Origin of the sequence: Sphingomonas adhaesiva, from assembly GCF_036946125.1 — a bacterium.
Taxonomy (GTDB): Bacteria; Pseudomonadota; Alphaproteobacteria; order Sphingomonadales; family Sphingomonadaceae; genus Sphingomonas; species Sphingomonas adhaesiva_A.
In genome coordinates this window covers 1067777-1089951 of the sequence record NZ_JAQIJT010000001.1, presented here as the reverse complement: position 1 = coordinate 1089951, position 22175 = coordinate 1067777, and the positions used below count along the sequence as shown (strand labels likewise).

Sequence of the window (22175 nt, the reverse complement as noted above, 5' to 3'; positions counted from 1 at the left end):
CGCGCGCGGCGGCGATGCGACGGTTCCTGCTGTGGTGGGCGGCGCTCGCGCTGCTGTTGCCCGGCGCGGCCCGCGCCGACAGCGCGGTGCCGCCCGCCACCTTCATGCCTGCGGTCGCGACGCTGTTCGTCGAGCTGGTCGTCAACGGCCAGAGCGGCGGCCCGGCGGTCGAGATGCAGCAGGAGGGCGACCGCCTGCTCCTGGCCCCCGACGTGCTGCGACGCGCCGGCCTTTCGGTTCCCGGCGCCGCCCCCGTCGACGTCGCCCACCACCCGTCGCTGCGCGTGCGCTACGACGCGAGCGCGCTGCGGCTGTCGATCGACGCGCCCGCATCGCTGCTGCCGGTGCGCCGCATCGCCGCCGAGCACGACGCCCGCGTCACCCCGGTCGTCGATACCGGCGCGCTGCTGAACTACGATCTCTACGCGCAGCGCATCGATCGCCGCACGACCGTCTCGCTGTGGAGCGAGCAGCGCGTGTTCGGCCGCTTCGGCACCGCCTCCAACACCGGGGTCTGGGCGCGGCGCGGCTATGTCCGGCTCGACACCCGCTATGCGTGGGTGGACGAGGGGCGCGCGCTGGATGCGACCGCGGGCGACCTGATCTCCCGTGCGCTGCCCTGGACGTCCGCGGTGCGGATGGGCGGGGTGCAGCTGTCGCGCAACTTCGCGATCCGCCCCGACCTCGTCACCGTGCCGCTCCCCAGCTTCGCGGGGGAGGCCGCGGTGCCGAGCGCGGTCGACCTCTTCATCAACGGCTATCGCCAGGCGCGCAGCGAGGTGGCGCCGGGACGCTTCGTGCTCGATTCGGTTCCGGTCGTGAACGGCGCGGGCGAGGCGCGCGTCGTCACCACCGATGCGGTCGGGCGGCAGATGGCGACGGTCATCCCCTTCTACGTCGCGCCCGAACTGCTGCGCCCCGGCCTCACCGACTTCAGCGTCGAGGCGGGGGCGCTGCGCCACCGCTATGGCGCCGCCGGGTTCGACTATGGCCGCGCGGTCGCCTCCGCCTCGCTGCGCCACGGCGTCGACCGCACGCTGACGCTGTCCGCGCATGTCGAGGGGACGCGCGGGCTCGTCGCCGCCGGCGCGGGCGTCGCCTGGGCGCCGGGACGCTGGGGCGCGCTCAGCGGCTCCGTCCTCGCCTCGCGCACCGCCGGCGCGACCGGAACGCAGGTCACCGCCGGCTATGGCTATGTCGCGCGCAACGTGACCGTGGGCGTCGAACATGTCGCGCGCTCATCGGGGTTCGGCGACATCGCGGGTTTCGACCTGGGCGGCTACGCCGGCAGCCGGCGCAGCGACCGCGTGACGCTCAGCGTCCCCGCCCCCGGCAACGCCAGCCTGGGTGCGGCGCTGATCGCGGCGCGCGCGCGCGACGGCGCCCGGCTGCGGCTGGCGTCGCTGTCCTGGTCGATGCCGGTCGGGCGCGGCGCATCGCTCTTCGCCGCGGTCGACCACGACCTCGCCCGCCGCTTCAGCGCGCAGCTGCGGCTGGTGGTACCGCTCGGCACGCGCGCGCTGGCGAGTGCCGGGGTGGCGCGCGACGCGAGCGGCGGCACGCGCATCCAGCTGGGCACGGCGCAGGCGATGCCGTCCGACGGCGGCCTGGGCTATGCCGCCGACCTCGCGCGCGCGCCGGACGGCAGCGTGCTGGGACAGGGCAGCGCGACCTGGCGCGGACGCGCGGTGCAGCTGGACGCCGGGATCGCGGGCAACGGCCGCGCCACGTCGATATGGGGCGGCGTCGCGGGGTCGGTCACCTGGCTCGACGGGCGCGCCTATGCCGCCAATTCGCTGCCGGGCGCGTTCGCGGTGGTCGCGACCGACATGGCCGACGTTCCCGTCTATTACGAGAACCAGCAGATGGGGCGCACCGGGCGCGACGGGCGGATGTTCGTGCCCGCGGTCACCGCCTGGCACCCCGGCAGCTTCGCGATCGACCCGGTCAGGCTCCCCGCCGACGCGATCGCCCGCGCGACGCAGGCGCGCGCGACGCTGCGCGGCGGCACCGGCGCGGTGATCCGCCTGCCCGTGGTCTATCGCCGCAGCGTGACCGCGCGGCTGGTCGATGCGCAGGACGCCCCCCTTCCGCCCGGCACTCCCGCGACGCTCGACGGCGCGACCGAAGCGGTAGTGGGCTGGGACGGCGTGCTGCTGATCGAGGGGTTGCGCGGCGCGGTGACGGTCGCGGCGACGCTGGCCGACGGCCGCCCGTGCCACGCGACGGCGCAGGTGCCGGAAACGCCGGGGGTCCTCCCCGATGTGGGCACCATCGTCTGCCGCTGACCCCGCCCGCCATGGCGATGACGTTCACGCGGAGGAGCGGGCGCGCCGCGTGCCCCACCCCTCTGCGTCCTCTGCGTGCCCTGCGCGAACATCGCACCTCCGCACCTCGTCTTCGGACGGTGGTACGTCGATACCCTCCCCGCTAGAAGCTCACCACCACCGTCAGCTGGTCCGCATACGCCCCCGCCGCGGGCGTCGCCTGCGCCGGGTTCACCTTCGCGACATAGGTCTGCGCCTGCGCCGGCGTCACCGCGCCCGTCCCCGCCGCCGCCGCGGACAGCGGGTTGCTCTCGTCCCAGATCGTCACCCCGTCGCTGCGGTACAGGTTATATTGCAGCACGCCCCCCGCGCCGTCGCTCATCGTGCGCCACGGCCGCGCGGAGCCGCCGCGTCCGGCGGTGAAGGCGACCTTGTACGACGTGCCCAGGGTGCAATCGACCAGCACCGACTGCGTCACCGCGGTGAACTGCCGCACCAGCGCCACGCTGCCGAACGCCAGCGCGGGCGCGGCGATGCGGCAGTCGTTCTGCACCACCATCGTCACCGCGATCGTCGTGGTCACCCGCGCGCGTTCGTAGTCGACGCACACCAGCGCCACCTGCACGCCGTTGCAGATCGAATAGTCCCACACCACCGTCAGCGTGTCGCGGTACGTGCCCGCGGGCAGGTTGGGCTGCCCCGCCAGCCGCGCATACAGCGCGGTATTGAAGCCGCCCCCGCTGCCGATCCCCAGCAACGACAAGAGCGTGCCGCTGGCGAAGTCCACCGTGCCGCCCTGCGTGAACGTCTGCTGCCCCGCGGCGTCGGCCGACACCGCATAGGGCAGGCTGGCGCCCCCGGGCGCCTTCAGCGCGAAGGCGTTGGCGCTGGTCACGGTGGCGCGCGCATAGCTGCCGCCCAGCAGGCTGATCGCCGCCCCCGTGCACGTCAGCCCCGCCGGTCCCGCCACCACCGGCACCGCCCCCGCGCGCACGTCGTAGGAGGTCGACGGCGCCAGCGTCAGCGCGCCCGCGTTCACCGCGCACCCCGCCTGCACCGGCGCGGCATAGGCCGCCGCACCCGCCGCCAACAGTCGCAGGACGCCTCGCATGGTCATGCGCGACACCGTCGGCGCCGGATGCTACCGAACCCTTGCATCGCCCATCCGCGGGGCGCGCGATTAGACCGAAGTCTGACGGGAGAGGATATGTACCGGCTGTTGCCCGACCTGTCGGTGATCGAGGCATCGTCCTTCGTCGCCAGCCCCACCGCCGGGCTTTATCTGGCGCAGATGGGCGCGGAGGTGATCCGCGTCGACCAGATCGGCGGCGGCCCCGACTTCCGCCGCTGGCCGGTGACGGCGGCGAACGATTCGCTTTATTGGGAGAATCTCAACCGCGCGAAGAAGTCGGTCGCGCTCGACCTGTCGCGGCCAGAGGGGCGCGAGCTGCTGCAGGCGCTGGTGCAGGCGACGGGACAGTTCGTCACCAACTTCCCCGTCCATGGCTTCCTCTCGCACGACACCTTGGCGGCGAAGCGTGCCGACCTGGTCACGGTGCGCGTCATGGGCTGGGCCGACGGCAGCCCCGCGCTCGACTATACCGTCAACAACGCGGTCGGTTACCCGATGATGACGGGCCCGGGGCCGGAGCCGGTCAACCACGTGCTGCCCGCCTGGGACCTGCTGACCGGCGCCTATGCCGCCTTCGCGATGATGGCCGCGCTGCGCCACCGCGACGCCACGGGGGAGGGCGGCGAGATCCGCGTGCCCTTGTCCGACGTCGCCATCGGGACCGTCGCCAACCTGGGCGGCATCGCGGAGGTGCTGGCCGCGGGGGAGAATCGCGAGCGGCTGGGCAACACCGTGTACGGACTGTTCGGGCGCGACTTCGCGACCGCGGACGGCGAGCGCGTGATGATCGTCGTCGTCACCCCGCGGCAGTGGCGCCAGCTGCTGGCGGCACTCGGCCTGACCGGGGCGGTGGCCGCGATCGAGGCGGAGCGCGGCGTCAGCTTCGCGACCGACGACGGAGAGCGCTTCCGCCACCGCGACGCGCTGTTCCCGCTGTTCGAGCGCGCGATCGCCGCGCGCGACCATGCCACGCTCGCCCCGCTGCTGGACGCCGCGGGGATCGTCCACTCCGCCTACCGCACGATGCACGACGCCGCGCACGACCCGCGGCTGGTGCGCGACAACCCGATCTTCGCCCCCGGCGTCGCGAACCCCAGCGGCATGGACTATCCCGCCGCCGGCGCCTTCGCGACCCTGCCCCAGCACGATCGCCAGCCCCCCGCCCCCGCGCCGCGCAACGGCCAGCATAGCGAGGAGGTGCTGGCCGAGCGCCTGCGCCTCCCCCATGCCGAGATCGCGCGGCTGGTGGACGCGGGCGTGGTCGGCACGAGCTGACCGTCTCGTCGTTCCCCGGCGTTATCGAGCCCGCTGCGAAAGTCCGAAGCCTTCTTCGTTCCCCGGCGGAGGCCAGGGCCCAGTTAGGCGCCGTTTCAGCATCTTACGAGCCGTCCGTCACTGGACCCCGGCCTTCGCGAGACCTTTGCAAAAGGCTACGCCGTGCTCCTGCGCAGGCAGGAGCCCAGAGTTACAGGTCCCATAAGGCGTTGTTCTGCTGGGCCCTGGGCTCCTGCCTGCGCAAGAGTACGGCGTGGGCTGGGTGCCGTTGCACCTGTTTTGCAAAGGCCCCGCATTCGCCGGGGCACAAAGCGGACTATCGCGGATGTCCCGACATGTTCTGGAGTGCGGGGTCCCGCAAACAATACGATGTGAGACGCGTGGCGGCCTGGATGCCGGGACGAGCCCGGCATGACGGCGGAAGCTTACGCCAGCTTCAACCCTTCCTTGTTCATCGCCGTCGTCACGTGCCTGTTCTGCTCCGCGGTCAGCCCGCCGCGCAGCTTGGGGAACAGTTCGTCCTCCTCCTCGCGCATGTGCTTCTCGATCATCGTGCGGAAGTCGCTCACCTTCGGCAGCCAAGCGGCATCGTCGCGCGGCAGCTCGGTCAGCTCGAAGAGATATTGCTTCACATAGCCGTGATCGTGGTTGAGGTGATCCGCCGCCTCCTTCAGGTCGTGATCGCGCATCATCGCGTAGATGACGTTCTCCTCTTGGAACGCGTGCTTGCCCAGCGCATGCTTCAGCTGCATCAGCAGGAACCCGCGCTTCGTCGCCTGCGTATCGTCGGTCTTCTCCAGCGCATCGAAGATCTTCAGCGTCGCGGCATGTTCCGCCGCCAGCGCCTCGTCCCAATTGCCCGCAAAGACGGTCGGCGCCTGCACCACCGCCTTGCGGAGCAGGTTCGCCATCAGCCCCGTCGCCACGCCCGCCACCGCACCGATCGCGACCGGAGTCGCCACCTCGCCCAGCACGCCGTCCCTGCTCGTCGTCGCCATCGCATCTCTCCCGATCTGACCCGGCTGAAACGACGGCACCAACCACCTGTTTCCATGCCATAATCCAGATCAGCCGCAGCGGAACTCCTGGCCCGCCCCGCGCTTTGTCCGCGCCACATGACCAGAACGCCCCCCGTCGGCATCGCCGAGACCGCCGCCGCGCTCGCCGAGGCTCTGGAGAAGGGGGACCTCCTCTTCGCCACCGTGGACGAGGCGCGTGGCGAGGCGATCGCGCGCGCGCTGGCCATCGCCGCGCCCGGGGCGACGGTCGTTTTCTGCCCCGCCAGCGACGCGCTGCCGGGGGATGCCGCCCCCGCCTCCCCGATCAACGTCGGCCAGCGCGTGTCGGCGCTGCGCCGCCTGCGCCAGTGCCACGCCGCCGCCAGACGCGGCAGGCTGGCCTGCATCACCACCGGCGAGGCGCTGGCGCGCGCGTATCCGCCCCCCGCCGCCTTCGATGCCGAGCCGCCGTGCGTCGCGGTCGGCGCGCCCGCCGATGGCGCGGCGTTGCTCGCCGAGCTTCAGGCGATCGGCTATATCGTCGACGAGCGCGTCGACGAACCCGGCGAGGTCGCGTGGCGCGGACAGGTGCTCGACGTCTTCCCCGCCGATGCCGACCAGCCGCTGCGCGTCGAGATCGCAGACGGCAGGGTCGCGTCGCTGCGCAGCTACGACCCCGCCGACCAGCGCACCACCGGCGAATGCGACCGGCGCGAGCTGGGCCGCGTCAGCGAGCCCGCGCCGGGCGACGACCGCGTGTCGATCGCCGACCACCTGCCCGACGCGCGCCTCGTCATCGAAGCCGGCGCGGAGGAGCGCCGCCGCCGCTTCCTCGACCTCGCCGCCGATGCCGCACGCCGCCGCCCGGCACGCGCGGTGCGCGAGCTGATCGACGACGCGGGCTGGCACGGCGCGCTCGCCGGGCGCGACACGCTGGACCTCACCCGAGCCGGCGATCCCCCGCCCCGCTTCGTCGAGGCGCGCGCTCCCTTGCGCGCCTTCACGAAGGACGCGCGCGGCGCGATCGACGCGGGCGAGCGCGTCGCCCTGCTCGGCAGCGCGCGCGACCTGCGTTTCCTCGGCCCCCGCGTCGTCCGCGCGCTCAAGACGGAGGTCGTGCCCGTCGACAGCTGGCGCGCGGTCCGTCGCGCGAAGGCAGGCACGATCGTGTCGCTCGCCATCGCCGCGGAGCGCGGTTTCCGCCGCCGCGGCGTGATGGCGGTCGCCGCCGCCGACCTGCTCGGCAGCCGCGCCGATCGCGGCGACACCGCCGCCGGCCCGGGCGACACTGCCGTATTCGATCTGGGCGAGTTCCGCGTCGGCGACGTCGTCGTGCACGAGGATCACGGCATCGGCGTCATCGACGGGCTGGAGCCGCTGCCCGAGGATGACGGCGGCGACGCGATCCGGCTGCGTTATGCGAAGGACGGCGTGCGGCTGGTCCCCGTGGCGGAGGCCGACCGCATCTGGCGCTACGGGGCGGAGGCCGATGCGGTGACGCTCGACAGCCTCGACGGCAGCAGCTGGCAGAAGCGCCGCGGCGCGATCGACGCCGCCATCGCGGAGAGCGCGCGCGCACTGACCGAACTGGCCCGCGAGCGCGACGCGCGCACCGCCCCGGTGCTGGCGCCCGACACCGCCGCCTACGAACGCTTCGCCGCCGCCTTCCCCTTCACCGAAACCGCCGATCAGGCGCGCGCGATCGAGGCGGTGCGCAGCGATCTCGCCAGCGGCCGCCCGATGGACCGGCTGGTCGTCGGCGACGTCGGCTACGGCAAGACCGAGGTCGCGCTGCGCGCCGCCGCGGTCGCCGCGCTCGCCGGGCATCAGGTCGCGGTCGCCGCCCCCACCACGGTTCTCGCGCGTCAGCATCTGGAGACGTTCGCCGCCCGCTTCGACGGCACCGGCATCGTCGTCGCCGGGCTGTCGCGCCTGTCCACGCCGGCGGAGAAGAGGCGCGTCAAGGCGGGGCTGAAGGACGGCAGCATCCACATCGTCGTCGGCACCGGCGCGGTCGCGGCGAAGGGCGTCGCGTATGCGAACCTGTCGCTGGTCGTGATCGACGAGGAACAGCGCTTCGGCGCCGCGGACAAGGACCGGCTGCGCGCGCTGTCGGCGGGGCACGTGCTGACGCTGTCCGCCACCCCGATCCCGCGCACGCTCCAGGCCGCGCTGATCGGGCTGCAGCAGCTGTCGGTCATCGCCACCCCGCCCGCGCGCCGCCAGCCGATCCGCACCGCGGTGGGCGCGTTCGACCCGGAGACGGTGCGCGCCGCGCTGCTGCGCGAGAAGAGCCGCGGCGGGCAGAGCTTCGTCGTCGTGCCGCGGATCGAGGACATGGCCACGCTCGCCGACACGCTGGCGACGCTGGTGCCCGAGCTGGAGGTGCTTCAGGCGCACGGCAAGATGCCCGCGGGCGACATCGACGAGGCGATGGTGCGCTTCGGCGGCGGCGGCGGCGACGTGCTGCTCGCGACCAACATCATCGAGGCCGGGCTCGACGTGCCGCGCGCCAACACGATGGTCATCTGGCGCGCGGACCGCTTCGGCCTGTCGCAGCTGCACCAGCTGCGCGGGCGCGTCGGTCGCGGCAACCGGCGCGGGCAGGTGCTGCTGCTGACCGACCCGGCGCATGACATCGCGCCGCGTACTCTCAAGCGGCTGCGCACGCTGGAGGCGTTCGACCGGCTCGGCGCGGGCTTCGCGATCAGCGCGCGCGACCTCGACATGCGCGGCGCCGGCGACCTGCTGGGCGAGACGCAGGCCGGGCATATGAAGCTGATCGGGATCGATCTGTATCAGCAGCTGCTCGAGGCCGGGCTGCGCACCGCGCGCGGCGAGACGGTGGAGCGCTGGACTCCCGACCTGCGGCTGGGCATCGCGGGATGCCTGCCTGCGGCGTGGATCCCCGAGGAGGAGCTGCGCGTCACGCTCTACGCCCGGCTGGCGCGGCTCGCCGATGCCGCCGCGCTCGACGCGTTCGAGGAGGAACTGGAGGATCGCTTCGGCACGATCCCGCCCGAGGCCGCGACGCTGCTCGCCATCGCCCGCATCCGGGCCGAGGCGCATGCCGCGGGCATCGCCCGCATCGACGCCGGCCCCGCCGCGATCGCGCTGACGCTGCGCGACGACGCGACGCTCGACACCGCGGCGGCGGGGCTGGAGCGACGCGACGACCGCTGGCTCCTGCGCGAACGGATCGGGGACGCGGGCGCGCGGCTGGCGCGGGTGCAGGCGCTGCTGGAGGGGGAGTGACGCCACGCCGCCGCGGGCGGGCGGGCGGCACGGTGGATGCCGGAACGATCCCGCCCACCCGTCACCCCGGCCTCGTTCGAGACCTCTGCGAAACTCAGCTCCTTGTTCCCCGGCGAAGGCGAGACCTTTGCAAAACGGGTGGAACGGCACCCAGCCCACGCCGTGCTCCTGCGCAGGCAGGAGCCCAGGGCCCAGCAGAACAACGCCTATGCGACCTGCAACTCTGGGCTCCTGCCTGCGCAGGAGCACGGTGGAGACTTTTGCAAAGGTCCCGCGAAGGCCGGGGCCCAGCTGGGGGACGGTGGCAACAGACGGAAAAGCCATGCCAACCGCGCCCCGGCCTGCGTCGGGGAACGGCGAAATTGTCGAGCGATCCACGACGTTCGCAGAGGACTCGACTCGTTCCGGGGTCCAGGGCGTCACGCACCGACGCCGGCGGCTCCCCGTGCTACCCTGTATGCCGGCACACGCCCGGCATGACGGAAGCGCGCCTCCCGCCTCATCCCACCTGGTCCCACCACCCCAGCGCCATCGCATTGTAGCGCTTCATCGCCGCGACCATCCCGCGCCGCAGCGCCACGTCGACCAGCTCCCCCGGCAGCATCGGATCGGAGTTGATCGCGCGCAGCACCGATTGGCCCAGCAGATACGTCTCCCGCGCCGCATCGATCGCGTGCGCGTCCGCCAGCCGTGCGCTGCTCGCCGCCATCTCCGCGCACCAGAACCGATAGCCCTCCTCCAGCGCCGCGACCGGCCATAGCGCACGGAACGCCGCCTCCTCCCGCGCCTCCGCACGCGCGCGCGTCAGCACGATCGCCTCCGCCTCCAGCCCCAGCCCGCGCGCCTCGTCGGCGACCGCCACGGTCAGATTGTCGGGGCGCACCCACATCCCCGGCGCCGCCTCCGCCAGCCCGGCGAGGCGCAGCGCGCGCTCGCGCACCGCCAGTCGCGCGCGATCGGTCCGCCCCAGGTGGTGCGTCAGCACGACGATCCACGCCCCCGACCAGTCGCGCACCCGCTCCTCCGCCCGCATCCAGCCGCGCGCGCGGACGTGCAGCGCGCCCGCCGCCGGCCCCAGCGCATAGACGCCGCGTTCGGGCTGCACCGCCATCCGCTCGCGCACCAGCCGCCCCAGCGCGACGCGCATCGCCGCCGCCTCGATCCCGAAGATCGCCGCCCGCCCGATCAGCGTCGCGGTGCGCAGCGGCGCGGGCGCGGCGGTCGACAGGAACCACAGCGCCAGCGACCGCGGCGTCACCGGCTGGCGCCAGTCATATAACATCTTTTGACTCATACTGGCATTTACGGTTACTATCGCGATCGCAGGAGGCTGCCCGCGATGACCGTAACGGATTATCTGTCGAAGGACGAACTTGCCGCGCTGATGCGCCGTTCGGACGCGCGCGCGTGGTGGACCGTCACGGTCAACTGGGCGATCATCGCGGGTGCCTTCGCGCTCGCGATCGGCTGGCCCAACGTGGTGACGATCCCGCTCGCGGTGCTGCTGATCGCCGCGCGGCAGCTGGGGCTGGGCATCCTGGTCCACGACTGCGCGCACCATGCGCTGTTCCGCGAGCGCCGCACCAACGAGCGCGTCGGGCAGTGGCTCGCCGGCACCCCGATCGACGTGTCGCTGGCGGCCTATCGCGCCTATCACCTCGCGCATCACCGCCATGCCGGGACGCCCGACGACCCCGATCTGGGCTTCGTGCGTCACTATCCGATCACGCGCACCGCGCTGCGGCGCAAGCTGTGGCGCGACATCTCGGGGCAGACGGGCGTGCGCGACCTGATGCGCTCGCTGCGCCGGTTCCGGCTGCAGCGGCAATGGCCCTGGCTCGCCTTTCACGCGGGCCTTATGGCGGGTCTCGCGGCGGCCGGCGGCTGGTGGGCGTATGCGCTGTGGTGGGTGGCGCAGCTGTTCGTCTATCCCGCGATCGTCCGCCTGCGCCAGATCGGCGAGCATGGCGTCGTGCCCGACCGCGGCGATCCCGACCCGCGTAGCAACACCGCGACGACGCTGGTGCGCTGGTGGGAGCGGCTGTTCATCGCCCCCAACCACGTCAATTATCATGTCGAGCATCACATGACCGCCGGCGTCCCCCCGTACCGGCTCGCGCAGATGCACCGACTGCTGCGCGCGCGCGGCTTCTACGACGGCCACGATTCGCTGTCCTTCGGCTATATCGACGTCATGCGGCGCGCGACGCGGCAACCCGCCTGACCGCACGCGCGTTCCCACGCGCATGACCGACGCCGACACACGCCCCGAATCCCCCGCCCCCCAACCCGGCGCCCCCCAACCCGGCGCCCCCGAACCGACCGCCGAGGATGCCTTCGGCAGGAATTCGGGCCCCCCGATCCACGCCGGGATCATCTATCTCGGCTTCCTGCTGGTCGCCACGATGGGCATCCTGCTGCGCGCCGGAGAGGTTTTCTGAGCCCACGGCGCGCGATACCTCCGGATCGACACCGACTTTCGTCGTAGAATCCTCGACTTGCCCGCCGCGGTTAACGGTCGGGTATGATTGTGCGCTTACCACGCCCCCAGCGAACATCGAACGTTTGGGGGCTTTGAATGCGACTCTGGGGTATTCTTCTGGCATCGACGGCGGCACTGACGGTCGCCGGAACGGCGTCGGCGCAGGGGCTGCGCACCGTCGCGCCGACCTCTCAGGACAAGGCGGCAGAGGCGACGCCGCAGGCCGAATCGGCCAACACCGCCGATATCGTCGTCACCGCGACCCGCCGCTCGCAGCGTCTGTCGAGCGTGCCGATCGCGGTCAGCGCCTATGGCGCGGCCGCGCTCCAGAATTCGGGTGCGACCGACATCCGCCAGATGACGCAGCTGGCGCCCTCGCTGCTGGTCGCCTCGACCGGCTCGGAGGCGAACGCCACCGCGCGCGTCCGCGGCATCGGCACCGTCGGCGACAATCCGGGCCTGGAAAGCTCGGTCGCGGTCTTCATCGACGGCGTCTATCGCAGCCGCACCGGCTCGGGCCTCAACGACCTGGGCGAAGTGGAGCGGATCGAGGTCCTGCGCGGCCCGCAGGGCACGCTGTCGGGGCGCAATTCCTCCGCCGGCGCGATCAGCATCTACACCAAATACCCCGAGTTCAAGTTCGGCGGCTATGGCGAGGTCAGCTACGGCAATTACGACGCGGTCCGCGTCGCCGGTGCGGTGACCGGCCCGGTCGTCGGCGACACGCTCGCCTTCCGCGTCGACGGCGTCTACGGCAAGCGCGACGGCTTCTACCGCGACGTCGTCAACAACACCGACTACAACAACCGCGACCGAGTCTTCGTGCGCGGGCAGCTGTTCTGGAAGCCGACGACCGACTTCTCGGTCCGCCTGATCGGCGACTATACGCACCGCGACGAGAAGTGCTGCGGCGCGGTCTATATCGACACGCGCGAGAAGACCGATCCCACCCCGGGCGTTCCGGGCGACTTCGCGGTCGCGCCGCAGAACCGCATCGTCAACATCCTGAAGAGCCTGGGCGGCGTCCTGCCCAGCGACGGCAATCCCTATAACCGCCAGATCGCGCAGACGACGGGCCGCGCCTATTCCAACGTGACCGAGGATTACGGCGTGTCGGCCCGTATCGGGTGGAACTTCGACAACGTCCAGCTCATCTCGATCTCCGCCTATCGCGAATACAAGGCGGGCGGCGCCGCCGATGTCGATTACGGCAATGTCGACCTGATCTACCGCGCGGACGACGGGCTGTCGTATCGCCAGTTCAAGACCTTCACCCAGGAAACGCGCCTCAGCGGATCCCTCTTCGGCAACCGCCTCGACTGGCTGGTCGGCGGCTATTACGCGCACGAGGATCTGCAGGTGTCGGACAATCTGAAGTTCGGCGCGCAATACGGTGCCTTCGCCGCGTGCCGCATCGTCGCGACCGTCAACCCCGCCGCCGCGCTTCAGAACCCGGCCAATCCGGGCTGCCTCAGCACCGCGGGCCGCACCGCGCTGACCGCGGCGCTCGGCCAGACGCTCATCAACGGCATCGACCGCCTGAGCACGATCCGGAACGTGGGCGCGGTGCGCGACCTGTACGACCAGACCAGCAGCAACTACGCCTTCTTCACGCACAACATCTTCCGCCTGACCGACACGCTCAGCCTGACGGGCGGCCTGCGTTACACCAGCGAGCACAAGAAGCTGCGCGCCAGCTTCAACAACAACAACACCGCCTGCCCGACGCAGCAGGCCGAGCTGCGTTCGCTGCTGGCGACGCCGCTGGCGGCGCTGGCGGGCGGGGTCATCACGCTCAGCTGCACCGGCAATTCCTCCTCGGCGATCACCGGGCTGCCGATCGCCGACAAGATCGACGAGGGCCAGCTGACGGGTACCGCGGTCGTCTCGTGGAAGCCGGTGTCCAGCACCCTGCTCTACGGCTCGTACGCGCGCGGCTACAAGGCGGGCGGCTACAACCTCGACCGCTCGGACCTGACCGCGAACGCGCTTTCCACGCCGACCGCGGCGCAGGCGGTCAACCTGCGCTTCGATCCGGAGACGGTGAACGCCTATGAGCTGGGCGTGAAGTTCACCTCGGCGAAGTTCACCGCGAACGTCGCGGCGTTCCGCTCGGAGTTCAAGAACTTCCAGCTGAACACCTTCAACGGGGCGAATTACATCGTCCAGAACATCGGCTCGTGCAGCACCGACCTGGCCGGGGCCGACCGCGACAACGATTCGAACACCGGCCGGTGCAACGGCTCGGTGAAGGCCGGCGTGGTGACCCAGGGCGTCGAGATCGAGACCGGCATGTATCCCGCGCCCGACGTCACGTTCAACCTGGGCTACACCTATGCCGAGACGAACTACCGCAACAACCTGGTCGGCAGCAATGCGGGCGAGCCGCTGAACAACGCGCTGTTCCTGCTGCCCGGCAGCATGATGTCCAACGCGCCGCGCCACGTCGTCACGACCTCGGCCACCTGGTCGCCGGAGATCGCCGGCACCGGCCTCACCGCGCTGTTCTACGTCGATGGCCGCATGACCAGCGACTACAACACGGGCTCCGACCTGTTCGTCGAGAAGACGCAGGACGGCTTCTTCGTGATGAACGCGCGCATCGGCCTGCGCGGCGACGGGCAGCGCTGGGCAGTGGAGTTCTGGGGACAGAACATCCTGAACACCAACTATCAGCAGGTGGCATTCAACCTGCCGTTCCAGGGCGCGAACAGCCAGTCGCAGGTGCAGCGCTTCGGTGCGCCGACGTTCGCGACGGCGAACACGCTGTTCGGCTCGTTCCTGGCCGAGCCGCGCACCTACGGCGTGACGCTGCGCTCGCGCTTCTGATCGCCCTTACGGGGGAGGGTGGACGCCACCCTCCCCCCCTATGACGGATTAGCGAGAACCATGAAGATACCGCGCAAGCTCGGACTGTCCTTCCTCACCATCAACGCCACCGCGGCGCTGGTGATGGCGGTGTTCCTCGCCAACATCATGATGATTTCGGGATCGACCGAGCGCAGCAATTTCAGCCAGTCGATCTTCGCCAAGGCGCTGACGCTGGAAACCTCGATCCTGCGTCAGAACAGCCAGTTCCGCGGCTTCCTGGTGACCGCCGACCCGACCTATCTGAAATCGTATGAGGAAGGCCGCAAGGAGTTCGACGAAACCGCGGCCGAGCTGGACCGGCTGCTGACCGATCCCGCCAAGCGCGCCATGGTGGCGGAGGCCCGCGCGGAGACGCTGAAGTGGCGCCGCGACTGGGGCGACCGGCTGATCGCCGCGGTGAAGGCGGGCAACCGCGACGCCGCGCAGGAGGCGGTGCGCGGCGCCGGTGCCGCGGTGCTGGTGAGCAAGGTCGCGCTGCCGCTGCGCGCGCTGCGGGCCGAGGAGACGAAGGACATCGAGGCCGCCGCCGCCAGCCAGGAGAAGGCGATCGAGATCGCGCTGATCGTGCTCGCGCTCGGCACCATCGCGCTGATCGGCATCGCCGTGACGCTGAGCCGCGTGCTCAGCCGCCAGATCGCGCGCCCGATCACCGGGCTGACCGACGTCATGGTCAACCTGGCCAAGGGGCGGCACGACATCAAGGTGCCCGCCGCCAACCGCAACGACGAGCTGGGCGACATGGCGCGCGCGATCACCGTCTTCCGCGACACCGCGGTGGCGAAGGTGGTCGACGACCGCGACCGCGAGGCGGCGCTGGGCGCGATCGGCGGCGCGCTCCACCGCCTGTCGGAGGCGGACCTGACCGCGCGCATCCACGACGTGCCGCCCGCGTTCCAGACGCTGTCCGACGATTACAACGCCGCCACCAGCAGCCTGTCGGGCGTGCTGGCGGGCGTGCGCCGCAGCGTCGAATCGATCAAGCGCGACACCGGCGAGATCAGCCACGCCGCGTCCGACCTGTCGGATCGCAGCGAGCGCCAGGCCGCCAGCCTCCAGGAATCGGCCTCCGCGCTGGACGAGATCACCAGGTCGGTCGGCGCCGGTGCGAGTGCGGCGGAGAAGGCCAGCGCGTCGATGACCGCGGCGCAGAGCGAGGCCGAGCGCGGCGGCGAGATCGTCCGTCAGGCGATCGGCGCGATGAACGGCATCGAGCAGGCCAGCAACGAGATCGCCGAGATCATCTCGCTGATCGACGGCATCGCCTTCCAGACCAACCTGCTCGCGCTCAACGCGGGCGTCGAGGCGGCGCGCGCGGGCGAGGCGGGCAAGGGCTTCGCGGTCGTGGCGAGCGAGGTGCGCGCGCTGGCGCAGCGCGCCGCCGACGCCGCGACCGACGTGAAGGCGAAGGTCACCTCCGCCTCGACCCATGTCCGCACCGGCGTCGAACTGGTCGACCGCACCGGGCAGGCGCTGTCGCGCATCATCGAGAGCGTCGGCAGCGTCAGCGGGGCGATCGACGGCATCGCCCGCTCCGCCGACTATCAGGCCAAGAGCCTGGGCGAGATCAACATCGCGATCGGCGAGATGGACGGCATGACGCAGCAGAACGCCGCGATGGTCGAGGAAACCTCCGCCGCCGCGCGCAATCTGGTGAAGGAGGCGGAACTGCTCGCCGCCTCGGTCGCGACCTTCGCGATCGACGAGCAGGCCGCCGCGCCCGCGAACGTCACGCGGATGCCGGCCCGCCGCGTCGAGGGCCGGGTGGCGCCCGCCCCCGCCCCCGCCCCCGCGCGCCGTGCCGCGGCGGGAGGCGACGGCTGGGACAGCTTCTGACCGCGCGCCGCGTCGAAGCGATGTCGATGGACCTGCCGGACGTGACCGCGAAACCCTTCCACGATCAGGCCGCCGCGGTGCGCGCGATGGGCTCGCCCTTCGTCGCCGCGGTGCTCGACGCGGTCGGGCGGCAGTTACCGCGCGCCCCTCTCACCTGCGCGCGGGTCGCCGGCTGGCCGGGCGACGAGGCGGCGGATGCGCTGGCGATGCGGGTGGCCGGGGCGCTCCACGCGTTCGCCCGCACCGGCGAGGATGCGGCGCTGACGCGGCTGTATCGCGATCGCGAGGGCGACCTGGACCGCACCATCGGCGATGCGCTGGCGCGGGCGGATGCGTTCGTCGCCGACTGGATCCGCGACCCGCCGCAGACCAACGAGGTCGGTCGCACCGCCGCCACCATGGCCGCGCTGATGGTGCTGCGGACGCATCACGCCATGCCGGTCGCGCTGCTGGAACTGGGCGCGAGCGCCGGGCTGAACCTGAACCTGACCGCCTATGCGCACGATCTGGGGGGCGTGCGCGCGGGTGACGCCGCATCGCCGGTGCGGGTCGCACCCGACTGGCGCGGCCCGCCCCCGCCCGCGGGGGCGATCGAGGTCGCGACCGCGCGCGGCGTCGACCTGCACCCGCTCGCAGTGACGCAGGCGGGCGCCCGCGACCGGCTGCTGGCGTTCGTCTGGCCCGACGATGCCGCGCGCGCCGATCGCCTCACCGCCGCGCTCGGCATCGCGCGCCACGCTCCGCCACGGGTCGATCGCGGCGACATCCTGGCGTGGCTGCCCGCGCAGCTGGCGCGGTCGCAACCCGCGGGCCTGGCCCGCGTCGTCGTTCACTCGATGGTGATGCAATATCTCTCGCCCGCGGACCGCGCCACGGTCGATGCGGCGATGGCGGACGCGGGAGCCCGGGCGACCGCCGACCGCCCGCTGGCCCGCATCGCGTTCGAATGGACCCCCGCGCGCGACGCGGTGCGCCTGCGCCTGACGATATGGCCCGACGGCCGCACGATCGATCTGGCGACCTGCCACGCCTATGGCGCATGGATCGACTGGCGCGGCGAAGGATAACGGTCGCACCGCCGGCACGATGCTCCTGCGCCGGGCGGGGGCATGGCCGCGAGAACCGGCGATCGTCGCCCTGCGATACCCTGGGCTCGTGCCTCCGCAGGAGCACGGCAGCCGTCACATCGACGGCCGAAGCACTCAGTTCTCGACCGGCGCCCCACCGTGCTCCTGCGCACGCAGGAGCCCAGGGCCGCGAAATCCGGCGATCGGCGCTCCAAAATGCCCACGCTCCCGCCGTCGCAGGAGCATCGCGGCGTTCCCATCGCAAGGCCGCGGGTCGCCGACCGCCGATGCCCCGCCCCCGAATCGCAGCCCGCCTACATCTTCTCCAGCAGGTCGCGGATCGCGACGAAGGCGAACCCGACCGAGCTGTCGGCGATGCCGTACGGCATGAACAGCTTCTCGCCGTGCTTCATCGCGCCGCAGGTATAGACGACGTTGGGGACATACCCCTCGCGGTCCTGATCCGCCGCGGCCAGGATCGGCGAGCGCGTCCGCCCGATCACGCGCGCCGGATTGTCCTTGTCGAGCAGCGCCGCGCCGATCGAATATTTGCGCATCGCGCCCACGCCATGCGTCAGCAGCAGCCAGCCTTCGTCGATCTCGATCGGCGGGCCGCAGTTGCCGATCTGCACGAACTCCCACGGGAAGACGGGCTTCAGGATCAGCTCGCCGTCGTCCCAGTGCGTCAGGTCGTCGGTCTTGAGCAGGTACAGGTTCTCGCCGTCCTGCCGCCCGATCGCCATATACTGGTCGCCGACCTTGCGCGGGAACAGCGCGATCCCCTTGTTGCGCGACGCGCTGCCGGTCATCGGCACCAGATCGAACGCGCGGAAGTCCTTGGTCCGCATCAGCTCGGACTGGATCGCGCTGCCGTTATAGGCGGTGTAGGTGCCCAGCCACTCGGTCGTGCCGTCCCCATGCGCGAACTGGACGAGGCGCAGGTCCTCCAGACCCTTCGACTGCGCCTCGGTGATCGGGAAGATCACCGTGCCCGACAGCGTGCTGTCGCGGTGGCGATAGACGGTGACCGGCCCCGACGGCATCTCGCCCTCGTCGCTGCCGACCGCGTCGGTCGCGGTGGCGAACGGCGGTTCGGGCGCCAGCTTCAGCTCGTCGTCGCCGGTGATGATGCCCTCGCGGAAGGCGACGGAGGAGATATGCCCCTCCCCCACCGCGCGCAGCGACATCAGGATGCGCTGCGCGCCGTCGTCCATCCCGCTCTGATCGGGGTGCGGCACTACGCTGGGGTTCATCAGCGCGGCGGCGGCATAGCTGTATTCGTGGCAGAAATAGGCGCCGATCAGCTGGCGCTTCTCGTCCGAGATGCGGCTGCCGTCCAGTCCGTGGGCGGCGGCGATCTCGTCGTAGCGGGTCATGAACACGCGCCGCGTCTGCCAGTGGCGCGCCTCGAAGTCCTTGAGCACCAGCTCCAGCTGGTCGCGCGCGGCCTGCGGCGGCAGGTCGAGCACCTCCGCGATCAGCCGCTCCGACCGGCTGACACCGCCGGGCTGCGGCGCCATCCAGCCGATATGGAACGGGCGCACCACAACGCGCGACGGATCGGCATGCAGGCGCAGCCGGTGGTTGAACAACTCCAAGGACCAGCCTCGCCTTTTAACGTCGTGCCCCGCGCCAACGCCCGTCAGGCGACGGCGCGTCCTGTCCCTGCCACGCTTTCGACGCGCTTTGATAGCCCCGAAATCGCACATGACGCCAATTGCAGCGCCAGAATCGATTCCGCGCCCTGGTTCCGGTTCAGCCCCGTCGGCATCAAACCGTCGAAACAGCCGCCGTCGCGCTGCGTCGCCAGCGGCAGGTCGAGGTCGTTGACCCCCAGATACCAGTCGTAGGCGCGCTTCGCCTCGACGAACCAGCGCCGGTCGCCGGTCGCATCGAACGCGGCACAGCACGCATCCACCGTCGCCTGCGCCTCCAGCGGCTGCTGGTCGAACGGCAGCGGCTCGGCATAGACGCGACCGAAGCTCTCCGAACCGACCGCACGGAAGTGACCCTCCGGCGCGGTCTGCTTCTCGATGATCCAGCCCAGCGTATCGAGCCCGCACGCCACGAGGTCCGCCCGCTCCAGCGCGATGCCGGCGCGGATGATCGCCTCTGGCAGGCGCGCATTGTCATAGGCCAGCACGATCTCGAACCAGCCCCATGCCGGTCGCCGTGCGGCGTCCAGCAGCGCCAGATGCTCGTCGGGGAAGCGGCGCAGGATCTGCAACGCCAGCTGGTGCCCCGGCGACGCCTCCAGCATCGCCGCCGCGCCCAGCATCGCGAACGCCTGCGCGCGCGGGCTCTCCAGCTCCAGCGCCAGCGTGGCGGTCGAATCGAACATCGCGGTCGCCCAGTCGCGATGCTTGGCCTCCGCCGCATCGCGCGCCGTCACGCCCAGCGCCCACAACGTGCGGCCGTTCGAATCCTCCGACCCGACATCCTCGCACCAGCTGCGGTCGTAGTTCATGAAGTTGCGAAAGCGCCGCGCGTCCGGGTTCCACGCATATTGCACGAACGCGGCATAGACGCTGGTCCAGCGATCGCGCGTCGCGGGATCCAGATCGGGCACCGCGCTCATCAGGATCAGCGCACGCGCATTGTCATCGATGCAATAGCCGTGGCGCCGGTCCGGGATCGAATAGATCGAATGCTGCAGCATGCCGGTCGAGTCGCTCATCCGCTCGACCGCGGCGATGTCGGGGCGCAGCACCTTGGCGTCCCCGGCGGGGCCGGCGGGAAGCCGTGCCGGGCGCGTGGCGACGGCGGTGGCGATCTCGCTCATGGCATCCTCCGCCACGCGCGACCAGATCATCGTCCGCCCGCGCGCATAGGCGCGCGCCGACAGCCGCGTCAGATTGCGCGCATTGCCGAGCAGATCGTTGATCTCGCGCGCGAACGCCGCCGAGTCGCGGAAGTCGACCAATACGCCGTGACCGTCCGCCAGGATTTCGGTCGCATGCACATAGGGGGTCGAGACGACCGCCTTGCCGACCCCCACCGCGTAGCTGAGCGTCCCGCTCGTGATCTGCGCCGGGTTCAGATAGGGCGTGGCATAGATGTCCGCCGCCTGGAGATAGTCGATCAGATCCTCGTGATCGACGAACGCGTCGACGAAGGTGACGTTGTCGCCGACGCCCAGTTCCTCCGCCTGCGCCTTCAACGAATCGCGATAGCGTTCGCCCTCGTGCGCGACCAGATTGGGGTGCGTCGCGCCCAGCACGACGTACATCGCGTCCGGGTTCTTCGCGACGACCGCGGGCATCGCCTCGATCAGCGTCTCGATCCCCTTGCCCGGCGCCAGCAGCCCGAAGGTCAGGATCACCTGCCGCCCGACCCAGTCGAAGCGCGGCTTGAACGTGTCGGGGTCGGCCAGCTCGCGGTCGGGCACCCCGTGCGGGATCACCGCGATCGACTTCGGATTGGCGCCCCAGACGTTCTCCAGTATCTCGCGCCCGCGCTCCGCCATCACGATCACCTTGGACGCGCGGCGCAGGATGCCTTCCAGCACGGTGCGCTCGGCGACGCTCGGCTTTTCCAGCACGGTATGCAGCGTCACGACGACCGGAATGGTCACGCGGTCGAGCAGCGCCAGGATGAACGCCCCCGCCTCGCCGCCGTAGATGCCGTATTCGTGCTGGAGCCACAGCGCCTGCGCGCCGCTGTCCTCGATCGCGCGCGCGGCGGCGATATAGGCGGCGCGATCGTGCTGCGGGATCGCGGCGGTCACGCCCGCGGGATAATCATAGCGGCCGGGATGGTCGTCCATCGCATAGACGTCGACGCGCATGTTCGGAAAGCGCACGCGCAGCGCCTGATGCGTATCGGTGGTGAAGGTCGCCAGCCCGCACTTGCGCGGCAGGTAGTTACCGATCAGCGCGATATGGCCGACGTCCTGCACGGTGGGCGACTGCGTCATGTCCGTCTCTTCGCTTACGCAGCATTCGCATGGACGCTGCATGGGTCGAATGGTTGAACCAGTGGTGACACAGAAGGTTGCAGATTTGCGGCAGCGCACAAGATCGAATCTCGCCGGCACGACCAAAACGCAGGGCGGATCGTTCGCGTGTACGATTGCATCACGTGCAAGCAAGATTGTTGCGCACGTTTGTTGCGTTGCGGCGCAACGATCCGTAGATATCGCCGCGTCGGACCTTTCCGACGACGGGAGACCCCATATGCGCATCTTCGAAACCGCGGCCAGCACGGCGCTGGTCCTCGCGGCTCAGGCGCTGGTGGTCGGCGTGGTCTTCACCACGCTCTGACCCTCCAGCCCTGATCCTCAGGTTCGAGCTCAGCTTCGCCCGCCCCCCGGTCCCGGGGGGCGGCGAAGCCGCTTTGCGTTGGCGCATGTACCTGCGAGAAGGGGGCGCATGACCCGCATTCTCGGCGCCGTCCTCGCGGGCGGGCGCGCCACCCGCTTCGGCAGCGACAAGGCCCTGGCACGCTGGGGCGATGCGACGCTGCTCGACCATGCGCTGGGCAGCCTGCGTCCCCATGCCGATGCGCTGATCGTCGTCGGCCGGCTCACCGCGCCGGTCGCGACGACGCCCGACCTCCCCGCACCCGATCTCGGCCCGCTCGGCGGCATCGCCGGCGCGCTTGACCATGCCGCGGCAACGGGATTCGACGCCGTGCTGACCACCGCCTGCGACACCCCGGCGCTGCCGCCCGATCTGGTGGCGGCGCTCCTCGCGAGCGACGGCGCCCATGCCGCGGAGGCGCCGACCGTCGGGCTGTGGCCGGTCCGCCTCGCCGCGCCGCTCATCGCGCATCTGCACGCCGGCGGCGACCGCTCGATCCGCCGCTGGGCGGCAGGGGCGGGGATAGCGGCGATCCTGCCGGGCCTTACCGTCGCGAATGCGAACACGCCCGACGAACTGGCGCGCTTCGAGCCGTGATGAATAAGGCGCCTACCCCTACGGCACCATTTCGCCGGAGGCGAGATCTTTGCAAAACGGGTGCAACGGCACCGGGTCCTTGCCGTGCTCCTGCGCA

The 22175-nt window shown here is 71.2% G+C and carries 15 protein-coding genes; 10 read left to right on the top strand and 5 right to left on the bottom strand.

From position 1 onward, the window contains the following. The first annotated feature begins 14 nt into the window (after positions 1–14). The gene (locus PGN23_RS05210) at positions 15–2288 is read left to right on the top strand and encodes a fimbria/pilus outer membrane usher protein (RefSeq protein ID WP_335301770.1); all 2274 of its coding nucleotides are present in this window, start codon (positions 15–17) and stop codon (positions 2286–2288) included. 142 nt (positions 2289–2430) lie between these two features. On the opposite strand, the gene PGN23_RS05205 is transcribed toward PGN23_RS05210, so the two are convergent. Beyond that, entirely contained in the window at positions 2431–3384 is a 954-nt protein-coding gene (locus PGN23_RS05205; protein WP_335301769.1) for a Csu type fimbrial protein, read from the bottom strand. Positions 3385–3474: 90 nt separating this feature from the next. Between PGN23_RS05205 and PGN23_RS05200 the strand changes: the two genes are divergently transcribed. Continuing rightward, positions 3475–4674: a CoA transferase gene (locus tag PGN23_RS05200; protein ID WP_335301767.1), complete on the top strand. Its 1200-nt coding sequence runs from the start codon at positions 3475–3477 to the stop codon at positions 4672–4674. Between the two features lie 425 nt (positions 4675–5099). Here PGN23_RS05200 and PGN23_RS05195 read toward each other — a convergent pair whose 3' ends face one another. Then, a complete protein-coding gene (locus PGN23_RS05195) occupies positions 5100–5672 on the bottom strand; it encodes a hemerythrin domain-containing protein (RefSeq protein ID WP_335301766.1) in 573 nt (190 codons plus the stop codon). 117 nt (positions 5673–5789) lie between these two features. Between PGN23_RS05195 and PGN23_RS05190 the strand changes: the two genes are divergently transcribed. Beyond that, positions 5790–8927 (top strand): TRCF domain-containing protein, encoded by a 3138-nt coding sequence (locus PGN23_RS05190; protein ID WP_335301765.1) that lies wholly within the window; start codon positions 5790–5792, stop codon positions 8925–8927. Positions 8928–9426: 499 nt separating this feature from the next. Here PGN23_RS05190 and PGN23_RS05185 read toward each other — a convergent pair whose 3' ends face one another. Further along, positions 9427–10209, bottom strand: a complete 783-nt coding sequence (locus PGN23_RS05185; protein WP_335301764.1) for a hypothetical protein — start codon at positions 10207–10209, stop codon at positions 9427–9429. Between the two features lie 57 nt (positions 10210–10266). Here PGN23_RS05185 and PGN23_RS05180 point away from each other — a divergent pair, with 57 nt between their 5' ends. The 5 genes from PGN23_RS05180 (at position 10267) to PGN23_RS05160 (ending at position 17180) form a co-directional block, all read left to right on the top strand. Next, positions 10267–11151 carry a fatty acid desaturase family protein gene (locus PGN23_RS05180; protein WP_335301763.1) on the top strand — a complete coding sequence of 295 codons (885 nt, stop codon included), beginning with the start codon at positions 10267–10269 and terminating at the stop codon, positions 11149–11151. A gap of 22 nt (positions 11152–11173) precedes the next feature. Beyond that, positions 11174–11368 carry a hypothetical protein gene (locus PGN23_RS05175; protein WP_335301762.1) on the top strand — a complete coding sequence of 65 codons (195 nt, stop codon included), beginning with the start codon at positions 11174–11176 and terminating at the stop codon, positions 11366–11368. Between the two features lie 137 nt (positions 11369–11505). After that, positions 11506–14238 (top strand): TonB-dependent receptor, encoded by a 2733-nt coding sequence (locus PGN23_RS05170; protein ID WP_335301761.1) that lies wholly within the window; start codon positions 11506–11508, stop codon positions 14236–14238. A gap of 60 nt (positions 14239–14298) precedes the next feature. After that, positions 14299–16113 (top strand): methyl-accepting chemotaxis protein, encoded by a 1815-nt coding sequence (locus PGN23_RS05165; RefSeq protein ID WP_335301760.1) that lies wholly within the window; start codon positions 14299–14301, stop codon positions 16111–16113. 26 nt (positions 16114–16139) lie between these two features. Beyond that, positions 16140–17180: a DUF2332 domain-containing protein gene (locus tag PGN23_RS05160; RefSeq protein ID WP_335301759.1), complete on the top strand. Its 1041-nt coding sequence runs from the start codon at positions 16140–16142 to the stop codon at positions 17178–17180. A gap of 314 nt (positions 17181–17494) precedes the next feature. On the opposite strand, the gene PGN23_RS05155 is transcribed toward PGN23_RS05160, so the two are convergent. Further along, positions 17495–18778, bottom strand: coding sequence for a glycoside hydrolase family 130 protein (locus PGN23_RS05155; RefSeq protein ID WP_335301758.1), 1284 nt, complete (start codon positions 18776–18778; stop codon positions 17495–17497). A 44-nt stretch (positions 18779–18822) separates the two neighbouring features. Next, positions 18823–21096: a glycosyltransferase family 4 protein gene (locus PGN23_RS05150; RefSeq protein ID WP_335301757.1), complete on the bottom strand. Its 2274-nt coding sequence runs from the start codon at positions 21094–21096 to the stop codon at positions 18823–18825. A gap of 64 nt (positions 21097–21160) precedes the next feature. On the opposite strand from PGN23_RS05150, the gene PGN23_RS05145 reads away from it, so the two are divergent. Further along, on the top strand, positions 21161–21442 hold the full coding sequence (locus PGN23_RS05145) for a hypothetical protein (protein ID WP_335301756.1): 282 nt from the start codon (positions 21161–21163) through the stop codon (positions 21440–21442). A 108-nt stretch (positions 21443–21550) separates the two neighbouring features. Beyond that, the gene (gene mobA, locus PGN23_RS05140; protein WP_335301755.1) at positions 21551–22078 is read left to right on the top strand and encodes a molybdenum cofactor guanylyltransferase; all 528 of its coding nucleotides are present in this window, start codon (positions 21551–21553) and stop codon (positions 22076–22078) included. Positions 22079–22175: the final 97 nt, after the last annotated feature.